This window comes from Porcibacter vitabionis (genome assembly GCF_046263795.1).
Taxonomy (GTDB): Bacteria; Bacillota; Clostridia; order Lachnospirales; family Lachnospiraceae; genus Lachnocurva.
Window position 1 is genome coordinate 20,176 of sequence record NZ_JBJYZD010000007.1, and the last position, 22,113, is coordinate 42,288.

Consider the following 22,113-nt stretch of genomic DNA (forward strand, 5'->3'; position numbering starts at 1 on the left):
TAAGTACAATCTATATATAATTGCTGAAAAGAATATTATGTTTTTTCTCTTATTCTTTTCGGTCTCTTGATATTGTGATAAAATGAATGAGATTTAATGCGTTATCTTGGCCATAGCCTCCGCATTTTCTTATCTGGTTATAAATGTCATTTACTAACCTTTTGATTTGATATGATAGATACGATAGATATGATAGATAGGCTATATTAGATAAAAAAGTTATAAAAGATATTATATACAATAAGACTATAAAAGCTATAAAAAGCTTAAAAGATAAAAAGAGCTTAAAGGACATAAAAAACATTAAGGTAATTATAACAATAAAAGCCTTAAAATATATTTGGAATAATAAAACTATTAAGACCAAATAAAATAAAAAAGCATTAAAAATTATTAAAAACAAGAAGGTTAATAAGAACAGAAGGACTAAAAATGTCATAAGAATCATGAAAAATATAAAGACTTTTAAAGCCTTAAAGACTGTTAAAAACGAAAGGAGTAATAAAGCTTTTAAAACCAATAAAGTGATAAAAAACAAAAGAATTTAAAAACGTAATAAAGTTTTATAAACTATAAAGAACATAAGAATGTTAAAAAGCTTTAAAACTATAAAAAATACTAGGAACATAAGAACCATAATAAATTCAACAACTAATAGAACTGACTAGAACAAGGGAGCCATATTGGATAAAGATAAAATATAAGAAAGAAAAAATAGAAGAGTAGTATAGACTATTTCTGATAGAACGTATAAAATAGATAAAGTTCATTAAGAAGTTCGTTTGATTATTTGGATAATGAAAAAGTAATAGATCGTATGAATGTATAGGAATGAGGAAAATATGGGAAAAGCAGTGACGATAATGTTCACAAATCAGAAGGGCGGTGTTGGTAAAACGTCCACCTGTCTTGGCCTGGCGGAAGCCTTTCGTTACCTGGGGAAGAAGGTTCTATTGGTCGACTGTGATCCACAGGCGAATACGACAAGCTCATTTCAGGTGGATACGGACGGTATTGCCACCCTATATGACTTGATTGTGAACCGTGAACCTATTGAAAATTGTATCATCAAGAAAAATGGGATCGATCTTCTGCCGGGAGATAAGGTTTTGAAATCTCAGGAAGACATGATTGGCCCGGAGAAAATAACACGACTTCAGCATGAGTTGAAGAAGGTCAAGGATCAATATGATTATATTCTGATTGACACAAATCCGGGGACCGGCTTCTGTGTAAAGGCATCTTATGCTGCTGCAGATGGTGCTATCATTCCTATGAATTTTGAAAAATATGCCATTGACGGTCTGGCAGATGTCATGAGAACAATGGAAAGTTTCAGAGATTTGAATGAAGATTTTCGCCTATACGGTGTTTTAATTAACAAACTGGATATGAGAATGGGCGATCAGAGACAAGCAAATGAGCAATTCCAGAAATTGGATGGAAAAGCTTTTCATGTATTTCGGACCAAAATTCGTACCGATCAAACCATCCCGAAAGCTCAGACAAGAGATGAATCTATCTTTGAAGACTATAAGGGAAGCAAAGCACAGCAGGATTTTCTGAGCCTTGCAGAAGAGTTTGAGGAGGATATTCAGAATGGCTAAGAGCATGAGAGAAGCAGAAGGCTTTAATAATATGTTTGCCAGTCTCGGATTTGGAATGGACTCTAAGCCCAAAAAAGGAAGTGATTCTACCAAGGAAGAGACAGCTGCTCAGACGAATCTTGTGGAAGAAGGGAAAGCAGCTGAGAATCTTAAGCAAGATAAAGAAACGAAGGATCTGCCAGAAGCTGAGAGTAATGGTAAGGAATCCATTGAAAAGAATGAGTCCAACTTAGAAGAGGATCAGACGAATCAAGATCTTAAGGATCAAAAGTCGCTACCTGATGGTAAGGAAAATGGTAAGGAAAGAGAAGAAAGAGAACCAATCCATCAGGAGACAAGGAAGAGCCCTGAAGAGATATCAGATAATGATAGTGAGATCTCGAATCAAACTTCCGTGAGCAAAATATCAAAACAGGAAACGAGCACCGTTACTGATTCCGGATCAAATAGTAAAAAGACAAAAAATACTTCTAATAAATCTGCTGCAAGGAGAGGAAAGAAGAAAACCGGTGCCTCTTCCTCGAAGAGTCAACCAGCAGTTTCCATGAATGAGGAGAGCTCAGAAAATGAGAATACTTCTGTAAGACTTTATGCAAGAAATAAGAGATATTTCGAGATTCGTGCAGCACAACTTGGAGTCAGTCAGATGGAATATATCAACTTTCTTCTGGAAGAAGAGGAGAAGAGAGAGGCCAAAGAAGAACTGGATCCCTTCTCGATTGAACTTCCGAAGAAGGAGAGTACCAGTATCAAGGCTCTTGTCCTTACGAAACATAACATGGAATTTCTAAGGAGCGCATCCTCCAATCTTGGTATGAAGATGACCCAGTTCATTAACTGGATGCTTGATAATGAGAGAAAAGAGGAGAAGGAAAACGGCCCAAGACAGTCCATTGATACCTGGAGAGCCATCCAGAACGAAGAACAGTAAAAAGTGAAAATGAACAAAATATCGTAATACAAGGGATAATAAAAAATCCGATAGTGAAGTTTGACTTTCACTATCGGATTTTTTCAACTTGCTCAATCTTACGATAACCGGGCAATGGGATGACTCAAAATGACTTCAGAAGTTCATTTACATTACTTCAGAAGATATTTTAAATCATTTCAGAAGTTCTTTTACATTACCTCAGAAGTTCTTTTCATCACTTCAGAAGTTCTTTTACCATTTCCGGAACTTTATCGAAATCATCTTTCTCAGGATTCCAGTAGGATTTGACTTCGGGTTCTACTACTTGGCATCCAGCATCCGTCAGCATCTGACGAAGGGTCTTATTTCCTTCACCACTCCAGCCATAGCAGCCGAAGACACAGGCTTTCTTACCTTTCAACTTAAGGGATTTGAGATAGTAGAGAAAACCTGCCATGCCCTCGAGAACACCGTTCAAAATGGTAGGAGAGCCGACGGCAATTGCTTTAGAGCGGAAGACTTCATTGATGATATCGTCATTTTCCGTGTGGTCAACATTAAAGGCCTTGACAACAGTGGAAGGAGACTGGCGATGGATTTCATCGACGACTGCATGGGCAATCTTTTCTGTACCATGCCACATGGTACCATAGACTACGGTAACTCGATCTTCCTGATACTTATCAGCCCACTTCGCATAGGCATCAATAATTGCCATAGGATTTTCTCTCCAGATAGCACCGTGGCTTGGAGCAATCATTTCGATCGGAAGATTTAAGGCTTTGATTTCCTTCACTTTCTTTGTGACCATGGGTGCAAAAGGAGCAACGATATTTGCGTAATAACGCATTGCCTCTGACCAAAGAGTTTCCTGATCGGCTTTGTCTGCGAACATTTCTGCAACGGCATAGTGCTGACCGAAGGCATCCATTGAGAAGAGGATGTTATCCTCGGTCAGGAATTCAGCCATGGAATCCGGCCAGTGGAGCATGGTCATCTCGACGAAGATCAGCTTCTTTCCGTTTCCGACATCCAGAGTGTCTCCGGTGTGAACAACGTGGAAATTCCAGCCGAGCTTACCGTACTGACCTTCCAGAGACTTGACTGCATTGGCGGTACAATAAATCGGGGTATCGGGAATTTCCTTCATCAAAGCAGGAAGACTTCCTGAATGGTCATTTTCACCATGGTTTACAACAATGTAGTCGATGGAATGAAGGTCGATTTCGGATTTCAGATTCTCGATAAACTCAAAATCGTGCGGCGCCCAAACGGTATCAATGAGAACGGTTTTCTCTTCCTGAATGAGATAAGCATTCTGAGAGCTGCCATTATGGATGGTAAAGTCATCTCCATGGAACTTTCTAAGATCCCAATCGAGATAGCCAATCCAGTAAACATTGTTTTTTACTTGTTTTTTCATTAAATTCTCCTTTCAAGAGTCATTCAAAAAAGAACAATAGAAATGTGCGATATCTATGAACCTGGATTCATCTCCTTTCGGTTCATGTTAAATATAGACCATGGCGACAGTGACTGCAAGCTTAAGACCGAGTGCAAAAAACTATACATTTTCTACAAAAGCAGAAGGGAAAATATGATAGCAATTCGTCAAATCGATTTATATTTCACCGAAAATATCCGAAATTATAATTATACTAGTTGGCTTGGGAGAAGTCTGCATATCGAAGGGGAGTTCTTCTAAGAATAAGAAAGATCGAATAAGAAAGATCACAAAAGAAATGCGGGGAAAATCATGAATAATTTCGAAGAAAGCAAAGCCGATCGTTTAGAGAATGAGGGGAATGTCAGCAAAGAAAAAGCCGAATCGATCATTGGAGAACCTTCTAATATTAAGAAGGAAAATATAAAAAATGACAAACATGCGTGGAAAGCTGAGAAAAAGCGCCTGGCAAGAGAGAAGAAGGCCCTGAAGAAAAAGGCGAAACTGGAAAAGAAGAAAGGGCTGAAACTAGAAAAAAAGCAAGCAAAGGAGCAAGGAAAGGATCAAGGAAGGGAGCAAGAAAAGGAGCAAGGAAAGGATCAGGGACTTGGAAGTTCTTTGAAGGCAAAGCGAAAGAAGGATGCAAAAGACGTCCGGCAGAAGAGGCATAAGGATGACATCAGTAAACGTCTTGCTGTGACGGCAGGTCTCATGATCTTTATTAGCTTTGCGGTCTTTATTATCGTAGTTGAAGTGATGACCACGAAGATCATTCAGGAAAATATCAATCGTGAGATGTATCTCACGGTCAATAATTCGAGTGTTAAGCTGGAGAGTAACCTTCTTACGTTAAAACCAGGGCAGTCCTTCGACACGAAATTCCTCTCTCTGGTTACCAATAAGAGTACCGACTTCCCTTCGCTTCGCATGGCGGTCATGAACCGGACCGGTGACTTTCTCTATAGTGAGAACAAAGACGAAATCAAGAAAAACTGCGCAGAGATCATGCCGAAGACTTCGAACCGTGTCATTTCCGGTCTGAGGGGTCGTGCCCAGTTCAAAACACGGACCAGGACGGAGTGGGCCTATTATGTGCCTATGAATGCTGCAGGTCGAAGTGTCTGGCTGGTTGGACGGATCTCCTATAATGAAGTCAGAAGTCGAGTACTTCCGGTCGCAGTGATGATTACCATTCTTGGAATCATTGCACTCTTGACTCTTACGATTCTGATTCGACAGATGATAAAGAAATCTTTGAAACCTCTGGCCAATATCCAGGAAGTTGCAACGGAGATTTCCAAGGGAAATTTTGATATTTCCATTCAATATCAGAAACAAGATGAGATCGGTCGTCTGGCTGTTGCTTTACAGGATTTTATTGACAGACTTCGTTATATTATTCAGGACATCGGGAAAAGACTGGGAGATTTCTCGGATGGTGATCTGACCATGGATGAGATGGACAAAGAATATTATATCGGTTCTTACGCATCGATTCAGCAGTCCATCGAAGAGATCTCAGCGGGTCTTACCAATACCATTTCAGAAATTCGCCGTGCTTCGGATCAGGTGGCTACCGGAAGCAGCCAGGTATCCTCCGGTGCCCAGTCTCTGGCTCAGAGTTCGACCGAACAGGCTTCTTCTATTGAAGAGTTGTCACAGTCCATGCTAAAGATTTCAAACCGGATCTCAGAAACTGCAGACATGACGAATGAAGCTGCCAAGATCAGTCAGGAATCCAAGGATGCTGTTACTTTGACCAATGAGAAAATGAAGGAAATGACCGAGTCGATGAGAGATATTACCGGCAAGGCCAACGAGATCGGTAAAATCATCCAGATTATCGATGATATCGCCTTTCAGACCAATATTCTGGCATTGAATGCTTCGATTGAGGCTGCCAGAGCAGGTGAGGCAGGAAAGGGATTCGCAGTTGTTGCCGGCGAAGTCGGAAATCTCGCTAAGAAATCTCAGGAGGCAGCTCAGGGTACGGCAAAATTGATTGATGATACCATTACAGCAGTTGGTAAGGGCACAACGATCACAAGCGATACGGAGGCAGCCCTGGGAAATGTATCCGAGAGCTTTGGTCAAATTAACCGCTTGATCTCGAAGATCCAGTCGGCATCTGTGGAAGAGAGTGATAGTGTAAAACAGGTGACCGATGGCCTCAATCAGATCTCTGCGATTGTTCAGACCAATTCGGCTACGGCAGAAGAGTCTGCTGCCGCTGCGGAAGCTTTGTCCTCTCAGGCCGAAACCATGAAAGGACTGGTTGGTGCCTTCAAATTGGACGAAAAACACGAGTAGACAATTCAGGTCGGAGAGCAGAGAAAAGTCTCTGCTCTCCGATTTTTTTATGTTCATTTGTCATTAGAACTGCTATACTAAAATATGATTCTTTGGATAGGGAGAGGACAAATGGCAGAAAAAAAGGGTAATTTCAGTGGTCAGCTTGGTTTTGTTCTGGCAGCAGCCGGAAGTGCCGTAGGAGTCGGAAATTTATGGCGTTTCCCATATCTTGCAGCCAAAGACGGGGGCGGACTATTTCTGATTGTCTATCTGATTTTGGTTTTAACTTTCGGATTTACTCTCTTGACTTCGGATATTGCGATTGGCCGGAGAACCAGACAGAGCGCGATCAAGGCATATGAATCCATGCGGCCGCGCTGGAAATTCTTAGGTATTCTTACTTTCTTTGTCCCGGTTCTGATCATGACTTATTATGCAGTGATCGGCGGCTGGATCACTCGTTACGCCGTGGTCTATTTTTCCGGACAGGCGAAAGAAGCTGCCGGAGATCATTTCTTCACCTCTTTTATTACTTCGCCTGTTGCCCCGCTTATTTATGGTCTGATCTTCATGGTGGTCACCGGGATCATTGTCTATATGGGTGTGGAAGGTGGAATCGAACGGGTGTCCAAATGGCTGATGCCATTCCTTCTCATTCTGATCGTTGTGGTCTCGATTTTTGCATTGACCTTACAGCATACGGATCAGGACGGCAGGGTTCGAACCGGCTTGCAAGGTCTTTTGATTTATTTAAAACCGGATGTCAGAGGACTGACAATTGGGAAATTCTTAAATGTTCTTTTGGATGCCATGAGTCAGATCTTCTTTTCTCTTTCCGTATCCATGGGAATCATGATCACCTATGGATCCTATGTCAAAAAGGATGTGAACCTGAGTAAGTCGGTCAGCCAGATCGAAATCTTTGATACCCTGGTGGCTTTTTTGGCCGGTATGATGATCATTCCTTCGATCTATGTTTTCTCCGGTACGGATGGAATGGGAGCAGGGCCGGGATTGATGTTTGTCTCTCTTCCCAAGGTGTTCGCTGCCATGGGGCATACCGGCACCTTTGTTGGCGCTGCTTTCTTCATTATGGCTATTTTTGCGACACTGACTTCCTGCATCTCAGTTCTGGAAGCCATTGTTGCGAACTGCATGGAGATCTTCCACAGCACAAGAAAAAAGACCACCTTGGTTTTGACCTTCATTTATGCCATTGCAACGGCGGTGATTGCGCTGGGTTACAGTATCTTCTATGTGGAGGTTAAGCTGCCGAATGGTTCCGTCGGTCAGCTTCTGGATATCATGGATTACATCAGTAACAGCTTCATGATGCCATTTATTGCCATGCTGTCCAGCATTTTGATTGGCTGGGTGGTTGGCCCCCGTTGGGTTACGGACGAAGTACAGAGGAATGGCGAGAAATTCCCCAGGAAGAGTCTCTATATTTTTATCATTAAGTATGTAGCACCGATTGTGATGGCAATTCTCTTCCTGCAATCGACGGGATTCTGGGGATTGATTTTTTAGAAATTTAGTATACATCTGCGGATTTAGATATTATAATCATGACATAAATTAAAGTCGCTAAAAGGGGGCTGCTTTTCGTTATGATGGAGGACTTTAAGAAATATATTAAGTTTGAAGATTATGAGAATTATTTGGAACCGATCAATCGGGCAAATAATCATGGTCTCTATTATTTGGCTCTTACGAATTTTTTGATCAGTCTTTTGAACTTTGTCATTCTGGCTCTGATTGGTACGCCTGGGGTGATCATGAATTTCATATTCGTTTTGGCGAATCTGCTCCTTTTTTATGGGGCACGTTGTCTCTGCCGTTATCGGCATTTGGATTATACACCGCTTTGCTATACATTCATGATTCCATGCTTTATCATGCCTTTGATTAGTGAACTGGCCTTGCATAAGCAAGCGGAAGGGGTTGCCTATCTTTGCCTTCTGATTGTGATTCCTATTTTCATTCTCGATCGGCCCAAACGTGTTCTCCTTGTTATTAGTCTTTACGCCTTGCTTTATCTTGCTGCAATTTTGGCTATAGAGGATCATTCGGATCTTCCCATCGAGATCATGCATCTTCTGGATGCCTATGGTCTGTCTCTTCTGGTCAATAGTTATTCCCTGTCTATCCGGATTCGAAATGTAGAGCTTGGCGAACATTTTGAGAAAAAATCTGAGCACGATCCATTGACCGGACTTTATAATCGTGATGGCGGTGTGCGTTATATCAATCCGCATTGCGCCGGTGTGCTGATCTTTATTGATGTGGATAACTTTAAACATGTGAATGATGGATATGGGCATGCAAAAGGTGATGATGTCTTAAGGGAGGTTGCGAAAACCTTGCAGAAGAATTTTCGCGATGACGATATCATCATGCGTTATGGCGGCGATGAATTTGCAGTCTATACGCGTGGAGACTGGGATGAACTATTGATGGAAAAGAGACTGAATGAGCTTCTTTATGATTTGCGGAAGATCTCTGTCACGAAGGAGGGGCAGAGCCCTCTCTATATGACCGCCAGTATTGGCTGTCTGATTGCAAAGTACGGCTGTCAGGATCTCGATACCATGCTTCGCCTGGCAGATCAGAAGATGTATGAGGCCAAGGAGCATGGCAAGAACAGTTACCGGATCCTGGTGCAGGATTGATTCCGTGTGGGTTTTGTTTCACTTGGTTTGTTGCACTTGTTTCATAAAAATAAACTATGAATCATACCAAAAAGAGGTCAACTCAAATGGAGTTGACCTCTTTTGACTTCTGGGAGGCTAAGGTTTCAGGCATTAAAGGACTTTTGACAGAAAGAGTCTGGTCCGTTCATTCCTGGGGTGATCAAAGAATGCCTCTGGTGTATTCTCTTCTAGGATCTGTCCTTGGTCAAGAAATATAACTCGTGATGCAACATCCCTGGCAAACCCCATTTCGTGGGTGACAACAGCCATTGTCATTCCCTCATCCGCCAGCTCATGCATAACAGATAAAACTTCACCGACCATCTCAGGATCGAGAGCAGATGTGGGTTCGTCAAAAAGCATCATAGATGGATGCATGGCAAGGGACCGAACAATTGCAATTCGCTGGGCTTGTCCTCCGGAGAGAGAAGAGGGGTAAACATCCATTTTATCAGACAGACCAACGCGGCTCAAAAGAGCATATGCTTCTTCATCGGCTTCTTCCTGTGTTCTTAATTTCAAAAGTACCGGGGCAAGGGTAATATTTTCCCGGACGGTCATATGGGGAAAGAGGTTGAAGTGCTGGAACACCATCCCCATTTTCGAACGGATTTTATCGATATCTACAGCAGGGGATGTAATATTCTCACCGCCGAACATGATTTCGCCTTCGCTTGGCTTTTCCAGGAGATTCAGACAACGAAGCAGAGTGGATTTTCCAGAACCGGATGGACCGATGATAACGACCTTTTCCCCATCCGCTATATCGAAATTGATTCCCTTTAAAATTTCTACCGTACCTTTTTTCGTATGGAACGATTTATGCAAATTTTTAACGGATATCATATCTGTCCATCCTCCTTTCTATAATCCCAAGTATTTGTGTCAGTCCGATGACGATGATGAGATAGATGAGCGCTACCGCCAGAAGAGGCGGGAATGCGTCATAGGTTTGTGACCGTATAATATCACCGCCCTTTGTCAGATCCTGAATCCCTACATATCCTGCAACGGATGTCTCTTTCACGAGGGAAATAAACTCGTTAAATATCGCAGGAGCAACATTTTTAAATGCTTGTGGAAGAATGATCTTCTGCAAAGTCATTCTTGCGCTGAGACCAAGAGAGCGACCGGCCTCCGTTTGACCGGTATCTACGGACTGGATGCCGGAACGTATGATCTCTGCTACATAGGCACCGGAATTAATTCCGAATGCGACGATTGCAACAGGAATCGGCTGTCCGGACTTCCATATTGCAAAGGTAAGGATCATGAGCTGTACGATCGTTGGGGTACCTCGAATGACAGTCAGATAAATGCTGACAATCACATTTAAAAGAAAGAGGACAGGACCGACTTTCGCTGAATTCATTTTTCTATTATGATGATTCACGCGAATGATTGCAGCGATAATACCCAGGATAATGCCAAGTACCAGGGCTCCTGCGGTGATGATCAGGGTATTTTTCAAGCCGTCAACAAGATACAGATATCTCTTCTCGGCTATGAAATCCTGAAAGAAATGCTCTGCCAGAGACATGGGATGTTCTCCTTTCCATCTGGAATGTCTTAGAGTAAGAATGGTTATGGCCGCCGGCTTCAGAAGACCAGCAGAATAAGACTTCCCTGGGAGTTCCGGATTATTCCACACTGATATACTGCTCCATGATCTTTTGCAGTTCACCGGAATCTTTCAGATTTTTCAGGACTTTATTAACCTCCTTAGTAAGGTCGGAGTCCTTTGGACAAGCAATGGCATAGGACTCACTTGTCAGAGAATCAGAGAGCAGTTGAGTTTTATCCGGATTCTGTGCTACAAGTTTCTTTGCAGGATAGTTATCAATGACAACGGCGTCAACCCTTCCGGATATCAGGTCTGCGACTGCATCCATACCTTTATTGTAACGTCTGACTTCCTTTACTTTAATATCGGATTTACCATCCTGATTTGTGCAGTAGGTATCACCGGTCGTACCTGTCTGTACCCCGACGATTTTATCGTTCAAATCAGTTCTGGACTTGATGGCACTATCTTTGGGAACAATGATGGCCTGAGAGGCATCAAAATAGGTATCAGAGAAATCGATATTCTTCTTCCGGTCTTTTGTGACTGTGATACCGGCTGCAGCCATATCTGCCTTTCCTGCCTGAAGTGAAGGGATCAGGGAATCGAATGCAATATCGCTAACCTTTAATTTTACACCGAGATCTTTTGCGACAGCCTTAGAGATCTCAATATCAATACCCTGAATCTTATTTCCCTCTTTATATTCGAAGGGTGCGAATTCTGCATTGGTACACATAGTAAGTGTTCCGGATTTTTTAATGCTGTCCACTGCACTCTTCTGACTCTGAGACTTAGAAGAAGCAGATCCGCAGGACGCCAGGGAAAGCGCCATTCCAGCAGCAAGACAGACAGCGAGAAATTTGTTGAAATTTTTTTTCATAATGTGACTCCTTTCGTACCTATCCTAGGGAAAAAGAGTGTAAAAAAGGGAGACCGATCAATTAGATCTGTCTCCCTTGACTCTTTTCTCTTGATTTCTCATAGCATAATCCGAGAGAAGACTGAAATCGATGGAAAATTTACCAAAATCATGATCAATATTTATAAAATTTACAAGATGTGAGGATTGCAAAGCGTTTTGTTTTAAAGTATTCTTTAGGAAGAAGATGATTGGCTTAAAGGCGAGCAGTATTTTTACTGCTCGCCTTTTTTAGAAAGGGGAGTTTTGAAATGGCTTATATGGTGAAAAATATTTTAAATCTTCCAGTTTGTAAAGATTTCAAACTTGTAGCCGGGCAAGACGGAATGTCACGAAATGTGAGACATGTGAATCTAATGGATTCAGAATATGATTCCACGATACCCGATGGAATGGAACCGGATGGACTTTTTGATAAAGAGGCGATCGTTGTAACTAGTTTTCTTTTTTCCAGAAAGTCCAAAGAGAAGATTCTGCCGGTGATAAAGCAGTTGTTCTTAGATGGTGTCAGTGCTTTGGCGATTCAGCTGGTGTGTTTTGAGCATCTGCCAGATGAAGTGATAGAATTTTCTGATTCTCATAAGTTTCCAATCTTTCTTTTTCCCAAACGGGACACCTTCCTGGAAAATGTCGTTATTGGGATAGCAACAACGATTGAGAAATCGGACAATATGCACTATCTGGAAGAGCGGTTGTCATTTTTCCTGGAGCCCCATCTGGGGCAGATGAACCGGGATGCGGTTTCGGATGAGTTGTTCCCGGACAGAAGGAAACCTTACCGTTGTTTTTATTTCCTTCTCAAGCAGCAGACGGGGGAATATGCCTTTTATCACAGAGTAGAAATGATGGATGAGCATTCACCGGAAAATGTCCGTATCCTTCCTTACCGGTACGGAGTGCTGGCCACAGTTTTCGGGGATCCGGATATCACCGTGGAAAATCTGGAAGGATCGCTTGGTATCAGCACGACGGAAGTGGCCCTGGGGGTGAGCCGGGAGAGTAGGATGAGGGAATGTCTATCTCATAAAATCCGCGAGAGTATCTTTGCTGCCCGCTATGGCATCAAGCATCGGAAAAATGTAACCATGTTCGATGATCTGGGGATTCAACAGATCATCCTACCTAATAAGGATAATTTCTGGATTCGCTCCTATTGTACGAATGTCTTTCAAAAGCTCAGGGACTATGATCAAAATGACGATTCAGAACTGTTGAAGACGGTGATTCATTATGTCAAGAATGGGCTGTCGGTTGCAAAAACAGCGGAATATATGGGACTGCACCAGAATTCTGTCAGATATCGAATTTCCAGGGCATGTGAAATATTAGGGCTGGAAAGTCGGCCAGCGGAATTTCAAGAAGCCATAGTCCTTGCCGTTCTTTTCAATTTGTCGGATGAGATTGCCTGATTTGGATGTGTCTTATTAATCTTAAGATTGTCCCGGCAGATAGCATCCGTGCATTTGAGTAGCTGGCTGGTGTGATAAAACTACAAAGAAAAGGAGAAAACCTTGTAAAAATTACATAGAAGACGGAATCAAGTCAAATTATACTTAGCTCAACAAGGCAAAGAGGCTTTTTCGAAGTCTCCTTGCCTTTTCTTTTTTTTAGAACAGGAAAGAGAGGTCTGAGCTTATGTTTGTAAAAGATGGAGTGAGTACTCTGCACCGTGTATTATTATCGCCACCGGATTATCTGGAGGCAGCACCGATCAATGAGATTGCGGTGAAATGGAAGGATACGGTTCTTGATAAGAAACGGATGGCCAGAGAATTCCAGTGTGTAGTGGATGCTTATCATAAAGCTGGTATTCAAACCGAATTCTTGGAAGCGGATAAAGATAGACCGAATTCAGTTTTTGCAAGAGATTTTGGCGGATGTGTTCGCGAAGGATATATTCTGGGCAGATTTAAGCTGGACCTCAGAAGAAAGGAACATGAGGATTATAAGAAGAAAATGGAGGATCTCGGGGTGCCCTGTATTGCCGAGGTCAAGGATGGAATCTTTGAAGGCGGCGATTTTGTATTTTTAAGGGAAAATCTTATCGCACTTGGTATGGCAGACAGAACAAATGCAAAGGGAGCAGAAGAAGTGAAGGAAGCCTTAGAAAAATATGGCTATAAGGTGGTTCTGGTTCCGCTGAAGAAAGAATATCTTCATATGGATATGTGCTTTAATCTCGTGGATGAACATCTGGCAGTTGCCTATTATGAGGGACTTCCGGAGGACTTTCAAGGACTTCTGACGAAACTTGATATTGATGTGATCCATGTTCCGGAAGAGGCCATTTATCTTCATGGATGCAATCTCGAGGCACTCGGAGATCATAGAGTACTATCACTTGCGAGGAATCGTGAAGTGAATGAAGCTATGGCAAAGCATGGCATGGATGTGATCGAACTTCCGGTGACGGAGATCCTGAAGGCTGGCGGCGGTCCGCATTGTATGACTTTTCCAATTGAGAGAGGCTGAAAGTTAGGAGGTAATACATGAGTTATTTTCTTCTGGATGAATTTAAACAATCGATGCCCTACCAACCGGGTGAGATGCCGAAGGACAGAGAGTATTTGAAACTGAATGCCAATGAGTCTTCTTATCCTCCCTCTCCGAAGGTCTTGGATGCAATGACAATTGCAGCAGTAAACAGTGTGACGCATTATTGTGATCCGCACTATATTTCTCTTCGATCAGCGATCGGGAGTATTTATGATCTGGATTATCGGAATGTATTTGTCGGAAATGGAGCGGATGAGGTTTTAAGTTTTGCTCTGATGAGTTTCTTCCGACGTGGGATGAAGGTGTGTTTTCCGGATATCACCTATGATTTTTATCGCACTTATGCAGTGACCTATGGTCTGGATTATAAGCAGTTTCCACTTCGGGAGGACTACACGATCGATGTTGATGATTATATCGATACAGACCGTGATGTCATACTGGCCAATCCCAATAATCCGACCGGTCAGGCTTTGTCTGTAAATGAGATCGAGAGAATCGTAGCAGCCAACTCCAGGAGAATGGTTCTTGTGGATGAAGCTTATGTCGATTATGGAATGGAATCGTGTGTTCCACTCATCCGGAAGTATTCCAATTTGATTATTGTACAGACCTTCTCCAAGTCCAGAAATATGCCTGGAGCAAGAATCGGCTTTGCACTTGCCCAACCGGGTCTTATTGACGATATGGAAAGAGTGAAATTTTCCTTCAATCCTTTTAATATCAGTACTCTTGCAATTGCCGGTGGAAGGGCAGCAGCATTGGATCAGGAATATACTGCGCTTTGCGTCGGCAAGGTGAAATATACGAGAGAGTGGTTTGAAGATGAGCTGGAAAAGCTTGGATTTCATGTCTATCGGACGGAGACGAATTTTGTCTTTTTCCAGCCCAAGGGAATCCGTGCTGCAGACCTTACAGCAAAATTGAAAGCAAAGGGGATCCTGGTAAGGTATTATAACGAACCGAGATTGAATACTTTTGTAAGGATCACGATTGGTACGGAAATCGAGATGGAACATGTTCTTGTTGCAATCAGACAGATCATCGGCGTTTCGGATGCAGCGTGAGGGAAGTGCCATGAAAGATTTAAAGGAAACCTCGAGAATCTTGAATCTGACGAAAGATTTGGTTCGGATCAAGAGCATTAATGGAACCGATGGCGAAAAGGAGATCGGGCTTTTCTTAGAGAAACGTCTTAGAGAGATTCCTTATTTTAGAGAACATCCGGATCAGGTGATCAGTAAGGTGATCGATCAGGATCCACTGTCGAGACGGTCTGTATTTGCCTTGCTGAGGGGAAAGGGAGAATCCGGGAAGACGGTTATCCTTCATGGTCATACCGATACCGTCGGTTTGTCAGGTTATGGAAAATTATCAGATCTGGCTTGTGATCCGGATCGATTGATGGCAGAAATGAAGCGGCTGGACGAGCTTTCTATGCTGGATCTTACGGAAGAAGTAAGAAGAGACCTTTATTCTGGAGAATATCTATTTGGACGGGGAAGCAGTGATATGAAGAGCGGGGATGCGGTTTTTATCGTCCTGCTCGAGGAATTGGCGAAGTCGGATGCATTCCATGGAAACCTGCTTTTGATGCTGAATCCGGTGGAGGAAAACCTCCATACTGGTGTGATCGATTCTATAGATCTTCTTTTGGAAATTCGGGACAAATACAAGTTGGATTATATTCTGGCAATCAATAATGATTTTACCTGCCCTTTGTCATCCGAAGATGATTTCTTGCATCTCTATACCGGGGTTGGTGGGAAGATTCTGCCTGCCTTCTATATCCATGGCAGAGAAACGCATGTAGGACAGTGCTTTGAAGGTATGGATGCATCTCACATAGCGGCAGAAATTTTGGAAAAGATTCAGTTGTCACGAGACTTCTGTGATACGACAGGAAGTGAGATCACTTGTCCGCCGTCTGTTCTGAAACTGAAGGATCTAAAGAAATGGTATAACGTTCAGACAGCAGGAGAGGCTTTTGTTTATTTCAATTATTATGTACATGAGGAGTCCATGGATTCCATTACGAAAAAGCTGTTGAAGGCTGCAGAAGCTGCTTACGATGCGGTGGAAGATCATCTGAATTCAGAAGCCAGGTGGTATTTGGAGAAGAAGGGGGAATCCTTTTCCAACATTCATTATCAAAGACGGATTATGACCTATGATGGATTATATCAATATGCCAAGGAAAGATGTAGCCGTAAGGACATTGACTCTGCACTACAAAAGATCTGTGAAGAGGAAAAGGATCGTGGTACAGATTTAAGAGAGATCCCGATTGCTATGATACGTTTCCTCATAGAAACGGCCGGGATAACGGAACCGGCGGTCGTCTTATATTATGCGGCGCCTTATTGTCCTCACAATACTTTGAAGGAAAGTGACGCGGAGTTATTGCAGCTTTTAAGGGAATCTGCAATGTCTGTTGAGAATCAATTCGGAGTGAAATACAAGATCCATCCCTATTACCCAAGTCTCTCGGATAGCAGTTACTTAAAAATTGATGATGACGATGCATCCATTGCTGCCTTGAAAATGAACTTTCCGGCGATGGATCAATTATATCCTTTGCCGATAGATCAGATCAAAAGGCTTAATATACCGGCAATCAATCTTGGAACTTACGGAAAGGATGCGCATAAATGGACCGAACGTGTCAATGTTCCTTTGACCATGCAGGTTCTTCCGGAATTGGTCAGACAAGTGCTGAATAGGGTCCTTTCCACGGATGGGCGAGGAATGTTATGAGAAATGTTCTTTACTATAATATTGATGGCAATTTGTCCTATGAGAAGGAACTTCTGGAAAAATGGGGTGTGCATGATTTGAATCTGTGTGAGATCAAAGATCCTGACAGGGAGAGGGGGCTGGCGGCTTCGATCCGTAATACAAACGCTGAAGGACTGGTTGTGGCTTACGATCATGTGACGAAAGAGATCATGGAGTCCTGTCCAACCCTTATGATGATCAGTTTACAGAGTATCGGCTGTGACGCAATCGACATCGATGCAGCAAAACAATATGGTATTGCAGTGACCAATGTCCCGGGTTATTGTATGGAAGAAGTGGCAACACATACCATTGGTATGATCTTGGATCTGGCAAGAAGCATTACATTTTTGGACCGCACGGTTAGGGCAGGAAAATGGGATCCTATGCTGTCTTATCCTATGCACAGACTGTCGGGACAGTCTCTTGGCCTTGTATTTTTCGGGGAAATACCGAAACGAGTTGCACCGATTGCCAAGGCGTTGGGAATGCGGGTCCTGGTCTATGCGCCAACAAAAAGTGCAAATGAGCTGGGGCGATACGGCTGTGAGAAAGCAGAAACACTGGACCAGCTTTTACTTGAAAGTGACTTTATCTCTTTACATTGTCCGCTGATCGAGGGTTTGACCTATCATCTGTTGGGAGAGCGTGAGTTCTCACTTATGAAAAAAGATGCATGTCTTATCAATACGGCCAGAGGTTCTGTCGTTGATGAAAAAGCCTTGTATGATGCTTTGGTACATAAAAAGATCCGTGCTGCTGCAGTGGATGTGATCGAAGATGAAATCAATGACCAAAGTATTCTTTTTGGCCTGGATAACTGCATTATGACACCGCACTCAGCCTTCCTGTCAGAAGATTCCTATTACGAAGCAAAAAGGCGCTGCCTGGAGCACTTGGTAGAAGGTCTGTCCGCGAACAAGCCGCCCTTGTTAACATTGCAGGAAGGTTAGAATTGCCGGAACGGAACCTGTTTTGACCGATTTGAAATGCTTTGCTGTTTTATTCCACTTCATCATCCGGAAGTGGTTCAACAACAGTCCGATAAACCTTACGGAAGAAGGTCAGGGACAGGGTGAAGGAAACTCCTTCGGCAATCAGGAAACACCACCAGACATGGTTTACATTTCCGGTCAGGGAAAGAAGCCAGGCGGCAGGGATCAGGGCGACAAGCTGGCGTCCGAGGGATACCAAAAGAGAATAAAAGCTTTTGGAAAAGGCCTGGAAGATGGATCCCATGACAATGCCGCAGGCTGCGATCGGGAAATGCAGGGCAATGATTCGGAGGGCGATGATACCCATCCGTTTCATCTCTGCAGACGCGTTGAAAAGGGACAGGAGCGTTCCCGGGATCAATTCGAAGGTCAAGGTTCCGCAAAGCATAACGCAGACTGCCAGAATCAGGGCAAATTTCAGAGCCTTTTTGATCCGGCGCTTATGTCGGGCTCCGAGGTTGAAGGCCAGAACGGGGATCAGACCGTTATTCAATCCGAAAACCGGCATGAAGAAGAAACTTTGCAGCTTGAAATAGACTCCGAAGACGGCGGTTGCTGTAGAGGAAAAGGCAATCAGGATCAGATCCATGAGGTAGGTCATGACGGATCCGATGCTCATCATGAGGATCGAAGGGATGCCGACATAGTAGATTCGGCGGATGATCGAAAAATCGGGCTGAAAGATAGACTGGAGCGACAGATGGATTTCATGGTTTAAGCGGAGGTTCAAGGTAAGTCCGACCATGGAGGCGATGATCTGTCCGATGACGGTAGCGTAAGCTGCACCGGCAACGCCGAGTTTAGGAAAACCGACCAAACCGAAGATCATGATCGGATCCATGATGATATTGATAATGGCACCGGTCAACTGGGAAACCATGCTATAGAAGGTCTGACCGGTCGATTGCAGCAGACGCTCAAAAGTGATCTGGAGGAAGGAACCGAAGGACAAAGTCATGACGATGCCGAGATAGGCATCTCCATATTGAATAATGCTGGTATCACCGGTCTGACTTCGGATAAAGGAATTGGTGATCGTCAGGCCGAGAATAGCAAAGACCACATAACTTAACAGTGCGAGGAGAACAGCCGTATTGGCAGCCTTATCCGATCGCTTAAACTCTCTGGCGCCTAGAGCCTTGGACAAAAGAGCATTGACACCGACACCGGTTCCTGCAGCAACCGCGATCATCAGATTCTGCAAAGGGAAAGCCAGAGTGACGGCTGTCAGAGCATCTTCACTGATCTGTGCAACGAAAATCGAATCTACAATATTGTAAAGAGCCTGCACCAGCATGGAGATCATCATAGGAACGGACATATTCACGATCAGCTTCTGAATCGGCATAACGCCCATTTTATTTTCTTTGAAGGCTGTATTTCCTTTCTGTGTATCTCCCATGTGCTTTCAGGCTTCCTTTCTATCTGTTTCAAACGACAACCATGTAATTCTAGATGCTTTTCAATGAATCGTCAACAGGGGGATGCCTTTTGGATCTTACGAGGTGACTTTTGCTTGAATTTATGTAAAGATAGAAAAGTAGAATCAATCATAAGGTTGGGGAGAAAAATGGATAGAAAAATAGATAGAAAAATAGATGGCATTTCTGCTTTTCAACTGAAATTATTAGCTCTCATTACGATGGCATTGGATCATATCGGTGCGGTTATTCTGGAACACAGTCCATATCTTACAGATTTCACCCGTTTTGCATCTCCTGGGACTTCTACTGTCGGGAAAGTCGATGTCTTATGTCGAGGTATCGGCAGGTTGGCTTTCCCATTATTTTGCTTTCTTTTAGTAGAAGGGTTTCATTATACGAAGAATCGGATGAAATATGCCATACGGCTTTTGATTTTCGCCCTGGTTTCCGAGATCCCTTTTGATATGGCTTTTAATGGCAAATATCTCGAATGGGGTTATAATAATGTCGGTTTCACCCTGCTTTTGGGCTTTCTTTCCATTTGGATCCTGGATATGGTAGAAGAGAAAGCTCGTAGGAAATATGGGGATGATCGAAGGATATATGCCTGGTTCGCTTGTGCGATCGTACTGGTTCTCCTCATGGACTATGTTTTAGAGAAGAATCTGGTTCGAAGCGATTATGGAGTTGCCGGTGTTCTCGCTATCCTGATTTTATATCTCATGCCGGGTCAGAAGATGTTTGGCTATCTATTTTCTGTGCTCTGGCTTGGCTTGACCTGTGGGATGCTGGAATTTGTGGCACTTATCAATCTGATTCCCCTCTACTTCTATCATGGTTGGCAGGGAAGGAAGATGAAATACTTGTTCTACATTTTCTATCCGGCTCATCTTTTGATTCTTGCCGGGATCGGACATGGCTTGGGGTGGATCCAATGGTAAATGGCCTGAGTTAGAATAAAGGAGATCGAAATGACAAATCATACAATAGAACATGTATCCATATCAAGCGCAGGAAGTGTAGAAAAGAACGACTCAGAAATCTTAGCCAGAAGCCGGGAAATCAGAAATGACCCGGAAACCCATTATAATTGTGCCCAGGGTGTTTTCATTCCTTTTGCTGAAAAGAAGGGGATGCCTTTTGATGCAGCCAAAGCAATGACTGCCAATTTCGGTGGAGGTATGCGGGTCGGGGCGACCTGCGGCGCAATCACCGGCGGCCTTATGGCCTTGGGGCTTTATGGCGCAGATGATCCGAGAGATGCGGCTGAATTTGTCCGCCGCATGAAGGAAAAGCATGGGAACCGGATCGATTGCAGAGACCTCCTTCGTGAGGAGGTCCATTCGCCGGCCGAGAAGAAACCACATTGTGACAATATGGTCTATGAAGCGGTCGAAATCGTTGAAGACATGTTAAAAGAGAGAAATCTTAAGGCCTGACAGGCGGAAAGGAGAAACACTTGAAGATCACTTTGCCTCAGGCTTTTCTGAATCGGATGCAGGGCATGCTTGGGGAAGACTTTGATGCCTTCCTCTTGTCTTATGACAAGCCGCGCCATCCGGCCCTCCGGGTCAATCCCTTGAAGATCAGGCCCCAGGAATTTCAAGCTCTGGTTCCCTATCATCTTCGCCCCGTTCCCTGGGCACGCCCCAACGGTTTCTATTACAATCCCGAAGCACGACCGGGCAAAAGCCCCTATCATGAAGCCGGTTTATATTATATCCAGGAGCCGAGCGCTATGGCTGTTGCAGCACTTTCCGGCGTTCGGCCGGGGGAACGGGTCCTGGATCTCTGCGCGGCGCCGGGCGGGAAGTCTACCCAGCTGGCTGGGATGATGGGCGGAAAGGGACTTCTCATCTCCAATGAGATCCATCCGGAGAGAGCAAGGATTCTGTCTAGAAATATAGAGCGTCTCGGCATACGGAATGCCATCGTTACCAATGAAGCTCCGGAAGATCTGGCAAGGCATTTCCCGGCCTTTTTTGACCGGATCATTGTGGATGCCCCTTGCTCCGGTGAAGGAATGTTTCGAAAGGAAGAAGAGGCGATCCCGAACTGGAGCCCGGAGAATGTCGACCTGTGTGCCAGGCGTCAGGCCGGGATCCTGATAGAGGCAGACCGGATGCTTCGACCTGGAGGATACCTGGTCTATTCGACCTGTACCTTTGCGCCTTCAGAGAATGAGGGAAACATAAAGCGTTTCCTGGCTGAAAGGAAGGATTATGAAGAGGTAAACCTGCCGGAGGAATTAGGCCAAGACATGGAAACATATGGTTTTGCTGCCGGATCGGACGGGAAGAGTATTCGGCTCTGGCCGCACAGGCTGGATGGGGAAGGACACTTTCTTGCAATACTAAGAAAAAAGGGTTCGGATTTTGAAGATGCAGGAAGGACGGACCCTGTTTTAGAGGAAGAAAAGTTCAGAAAGAATAAAAAGAATAAGAACAAGAAAAATCGAGATGGGAAATCTTTTGGCCTCTTCGATCCGGAGGCTGGCAGGCTATGGAAGGAATTCTCTGAGGATGCCCTATGTTTCGAAGAGGAGGGACAGCTTCGACAATTCGGACAGGATCTCTATCTCTTGCCGGAGAATGTAAATCTGGATTCGATTAAGGTGATTCGGGCCGGTTTGCATTTGGGCATAGTGAAGAAAAATCGTTTTGAGCCGGATCATGCCTTGGCTCTGGCTTTGAATCAAAAGGAATTGCAGCATTGTCTGAATCTCAGAGCGGATTCCGAGGAGGTTTTCGCCTATCTCCGGGGAGAGAGCATCCCTTGTCAGGGTAAGGGATGGATGGCAGTTCTGGTGGACGGATATCCCTTGGGCTGGGGCAAGGCTTCCGGCGGGATCTTGAAGAATCATTATCCGAAGGGGCTCAGACTATCGCTATCCAAGTGATAAGTGAAAGTTTTATAAATTTTATTCTGAAATGATGTCCGGATGAGAGAAAAATGGTATAGTGACATCAGAAATTAATTGATGTC

18 protein-coding genes are annotated in these 22,113 nt (G+C 43.7%); 13 read left to right on the plus strand and 5 right to left on the minus strand.

Going from position 1 to position 22,113, the window contains the following annotated elements:
• Positions 1 to 842 precede the first annotated feature (842 nt).
• Entirely contained in the window at positions 843 to 1,607 is a 765-nt protein-coding gene (locus tag ACKX2L_RS06715) for a ParA family protein (protein WP_497552911.1), read from the plus strand.
• A complete protein-coding gene (locus tag ACKX2L_RS06720; protein WP_497552912.1) occupies positions 1,600 to 2,538 on the plus strand; it encodes a hypothetical protein in 939 nt (312 codons plus the stop codon). Before ACKX2L_RS06715 ends, ACKX2L_RS06720 begins: the two co-directional genes overlap by 8 nt.
• A 217-nt stretch (positions 2,539 to 2,755) precedes the next feature.
• Here the strand turns inward: ACKX2L_RS06720 and ACKX2L_RS06725 are convergent, their stop codons facing one another.
• Complete coding sequence (locus ACKX2L_RS06725; protein ID WP_497552913.1) at positions 2,756 to 3,943, minus strand: oxygen-binding di-iron domain-containing protein; 1,188 nt, start codon at positions 3,941 to 3,943, stop codon at positions 2,756 to 2,758.
• 333 nt (positions 3,944 to 4,276) lie between these two features.
• On the opposite strand from ACKX2L_RS06725, the gene ACKX2L_RS06730 reads away from it, so the two are divergent.
• The 3 genes from ACKX2L_RS06730 to ACKX2L_RS06740 all read left to right on the plus strand — a co-directional run bounded on the left by ACKX2L_RS06730 (position 4,277) and on the right by ACKX2L_RS06740 (position 8,928).
• Positions 4,277 to 6,274, plus strand: coding sequence for a methyl-accepting chemotaxis protein (locus tag ACKX2L_RS06730; protein ID WP_497552914.1), 1,998 nt, complete (start codon positions 4,277 to 4,279; stop codon positions 6,272 to 6,274).
• A gap of 111 nt (positions 6,275 to 6,385) precedes the next feature.
• Entirely contained in the window at positions 6,386 to 7,786 is a 1,401-nt protein-coding gene (locus ACKX2L_RS06735) for a sodium-dependent transporter (protein ID WP_497551983.1), read from the plus strand.
• 80 nt (positions 7,787 to 7,866) lie between these two features.
• Positions 7,867 to 8,928, plus strand: a complete 1,062-nt coding sequence (locus ACKX2L_RS06740; protein ID WP_497551982.1) for a GGDEF domain-containing protein — start codon at positions 7,867 to 7,869, stop codon at positions 8,926 to 8,928.
• Between the two features lie 132 nt (positions 8,929 to 9,060).
• On the opposite strand, the gene ACKX2L_RS06745 is transcribed toward ACKX2L_RS06740, so the two are convergent.
• The 3 genes from ACKX2L_RS06745 to ACKX2L_RS06755 form a co-directional block, all read right to left on the minus strand.
• The gene (locus ACKX2L_RS06745) at positions 9,061 to 9,795 is read right to left on the minus strand and encodes an amino acid ABC transporter ATP-binding protein (RefSeq protein WP_497551981.1); all 735 of its coding nucleotides are present in this window, start codon (positions 9,793 to 9,795) and stop codon (positions 9,061 to 9,063) included.
• Positions 9,782 to 10,489 (minus strand): amino acid ABC transporter permease, encoded by a 708-nt coding sequence (locus ACKX2L_RS06750; protein WP_497552915.1) that lies wholly within the window; start codon positions 10,487 to 10,489, stop codon positions 9,782 to 9,784. The genes ACKX2L_RS06745 and ACKX2L_RS06750 overlap by 14 nt, the downstream gene beginning before the upstream one ends.
• A 100-nt stretch (positions 10,490 to 10,589) precedes the next feature.
• A complete protein-coding gene (locus tag ACKX2L_RS06755) occupies positions 10,590 to 11,396 on the minus strand; it encodes a basic amino acid ABC transporter substrate-binding protein (protein WP_497552916.1) in 807 nt (268 codons plus the stop codon).
• 299 nt (positions 11,397 to 11,695) lie between these two features.
• On the opposite strand from ACKX2L_RS06755, the gene ACKX2L_RS06760 reads away from it, so the two are divergent.
• The 5 genes from ACKX2L_RS06760 (at position 11,696) to ACKX2L_RS06780 (ending at position 17,662) form a co-directional block, all read left to right on the plus strand.
• Positions 11,696 to 12,844 carry a PucR family transcriptional regulator gene (locus tag ACKX2L_RS06760; protein WP_497552960.1) on the plus strand — a complete coding sequence of 383 codons (1,149 nt, stop codon included), beginning with the start codon at positions 11,696 to 11,698 and terminating at the stop codon, positions 12,842 to 12,844.
• Positions 12,845 to 13,070: 226 nt separating this feature from the next.
• Positions 13,071 to 13,907: a dimethylarginine dimethylaminohydrolase family protein gene (locus ACKX2L_RS06765; protein ID WP_497552917.1), complete on the plus strand. Its 837-nt coding sequence runs from the start codon at positions 13,071 to 13,073 to the stop codon at positions 13,905 to 13,907.
• 17 nt (positions 13,908 to 13,924) lie between these two features.
• Positions 13,925 to 14,998 (plus strand): histidinol-phosphate transaminase, encoded by a 1,074-nt coding sequence (gene hisC / locus ACKX2L_RS06770; protein ID WP_497552918.1) that lies wholly within the window; start codon positions 13,925 to 13,927, stop codon positions 14,996 to 14,998.
• Between the two features lie 10 nt (positions 14,999 to 15,008).
• On the plus strand, positions 15,009 to 16,688 hold the full coding sequence (locus ACKX2L_RS06775; RefSeq protein WP_497552919.1) for a M20/M25/M40 family metallo-hydrolase: 1,680 nt from the start codon (positions 15,009 to 15,011) through the stop codon (positions 16,686 to 16,688).
• Positions 16,685 to 17,662 (plus strand): C-terminal binding protein, encoded by a 978-nt coding sequence (locus tag ACKX2L_RS06780; protein ID WP_497552920.1) that lies wholly within the window; start codon positions 16,685 to 16,687, stop codon positions 17,660 to 17,662. Before ACKX2L_RS06775 ends, ACKX2L_RS06780 begins: the two co-directional genes overlap by 4 nt.
• A gap of 49 nt (positions 17,663 to 17,711) precedes the next feature.
• Here the strand turns inward: ACKX2L_RS06780 and ACKX2L_RS06785 are convergent, their stop codons facing one another.
• Entirely contained in the window at positions 17,712 to 19,106 is a 1,395-nt protein-coding gene (locus tag ACKX2L_RS06785) for an MATE family efflux transporter (RefSeq protein ID WP_497552921.1), read from the minus strand.
• A 168-nt stretch (positions 19,107 to 19,274) separates the two neighbouring features.
• Between ACKX2L_RS06785 and ACKX2L_RS06790 the strand changes: the two genes are divergently transcribed.
• From ACKX2L_RS06790 to ACKX2L_RS06800, 3 genes are read left to right on the plus strand one after another with little or no spacing between them, the layout of a single operon-like run.
• Entirely contained in the window at positions 19,275 to 20,069 is a 795-nt protein-coding gene (locus ACKX2L_RS06790) for a TraX family protein (protein ID WP_497552922.1), read from the plus strand.
• A gap of 30 nt (positions 20,070 to 20,099) precedes the next feature.
• On the plus strand, positions 20,100 to 20,567 hold the full coding sequence (locus ACKX2L_RS06795) for a C-GCAxxG-C-C family protein (RefSeq protein WP_497552923.1): 468 nt from the start codon (positions 20,100 to 20,102) through the stop codon (positions 20,565 to 20,567).
• Between the two features lie 26 nt (positions 20,568 to 20,593).
• Positions 20,594 to 22,027, plus strand: coding sequence for an RsmB/NOP family class I SAM-dependent RNA methyltransferase (locus tag ACKX2L_RS06800; protein ID WP_497552961.1), 1,434 nt, complete (start codon positions 20,594 to 20,596; stop codon positions 22,025 to 22,027).
• The last annotated feature ends 86 nt before the right edge of the window (positions 22,028 to 22,113 follow it).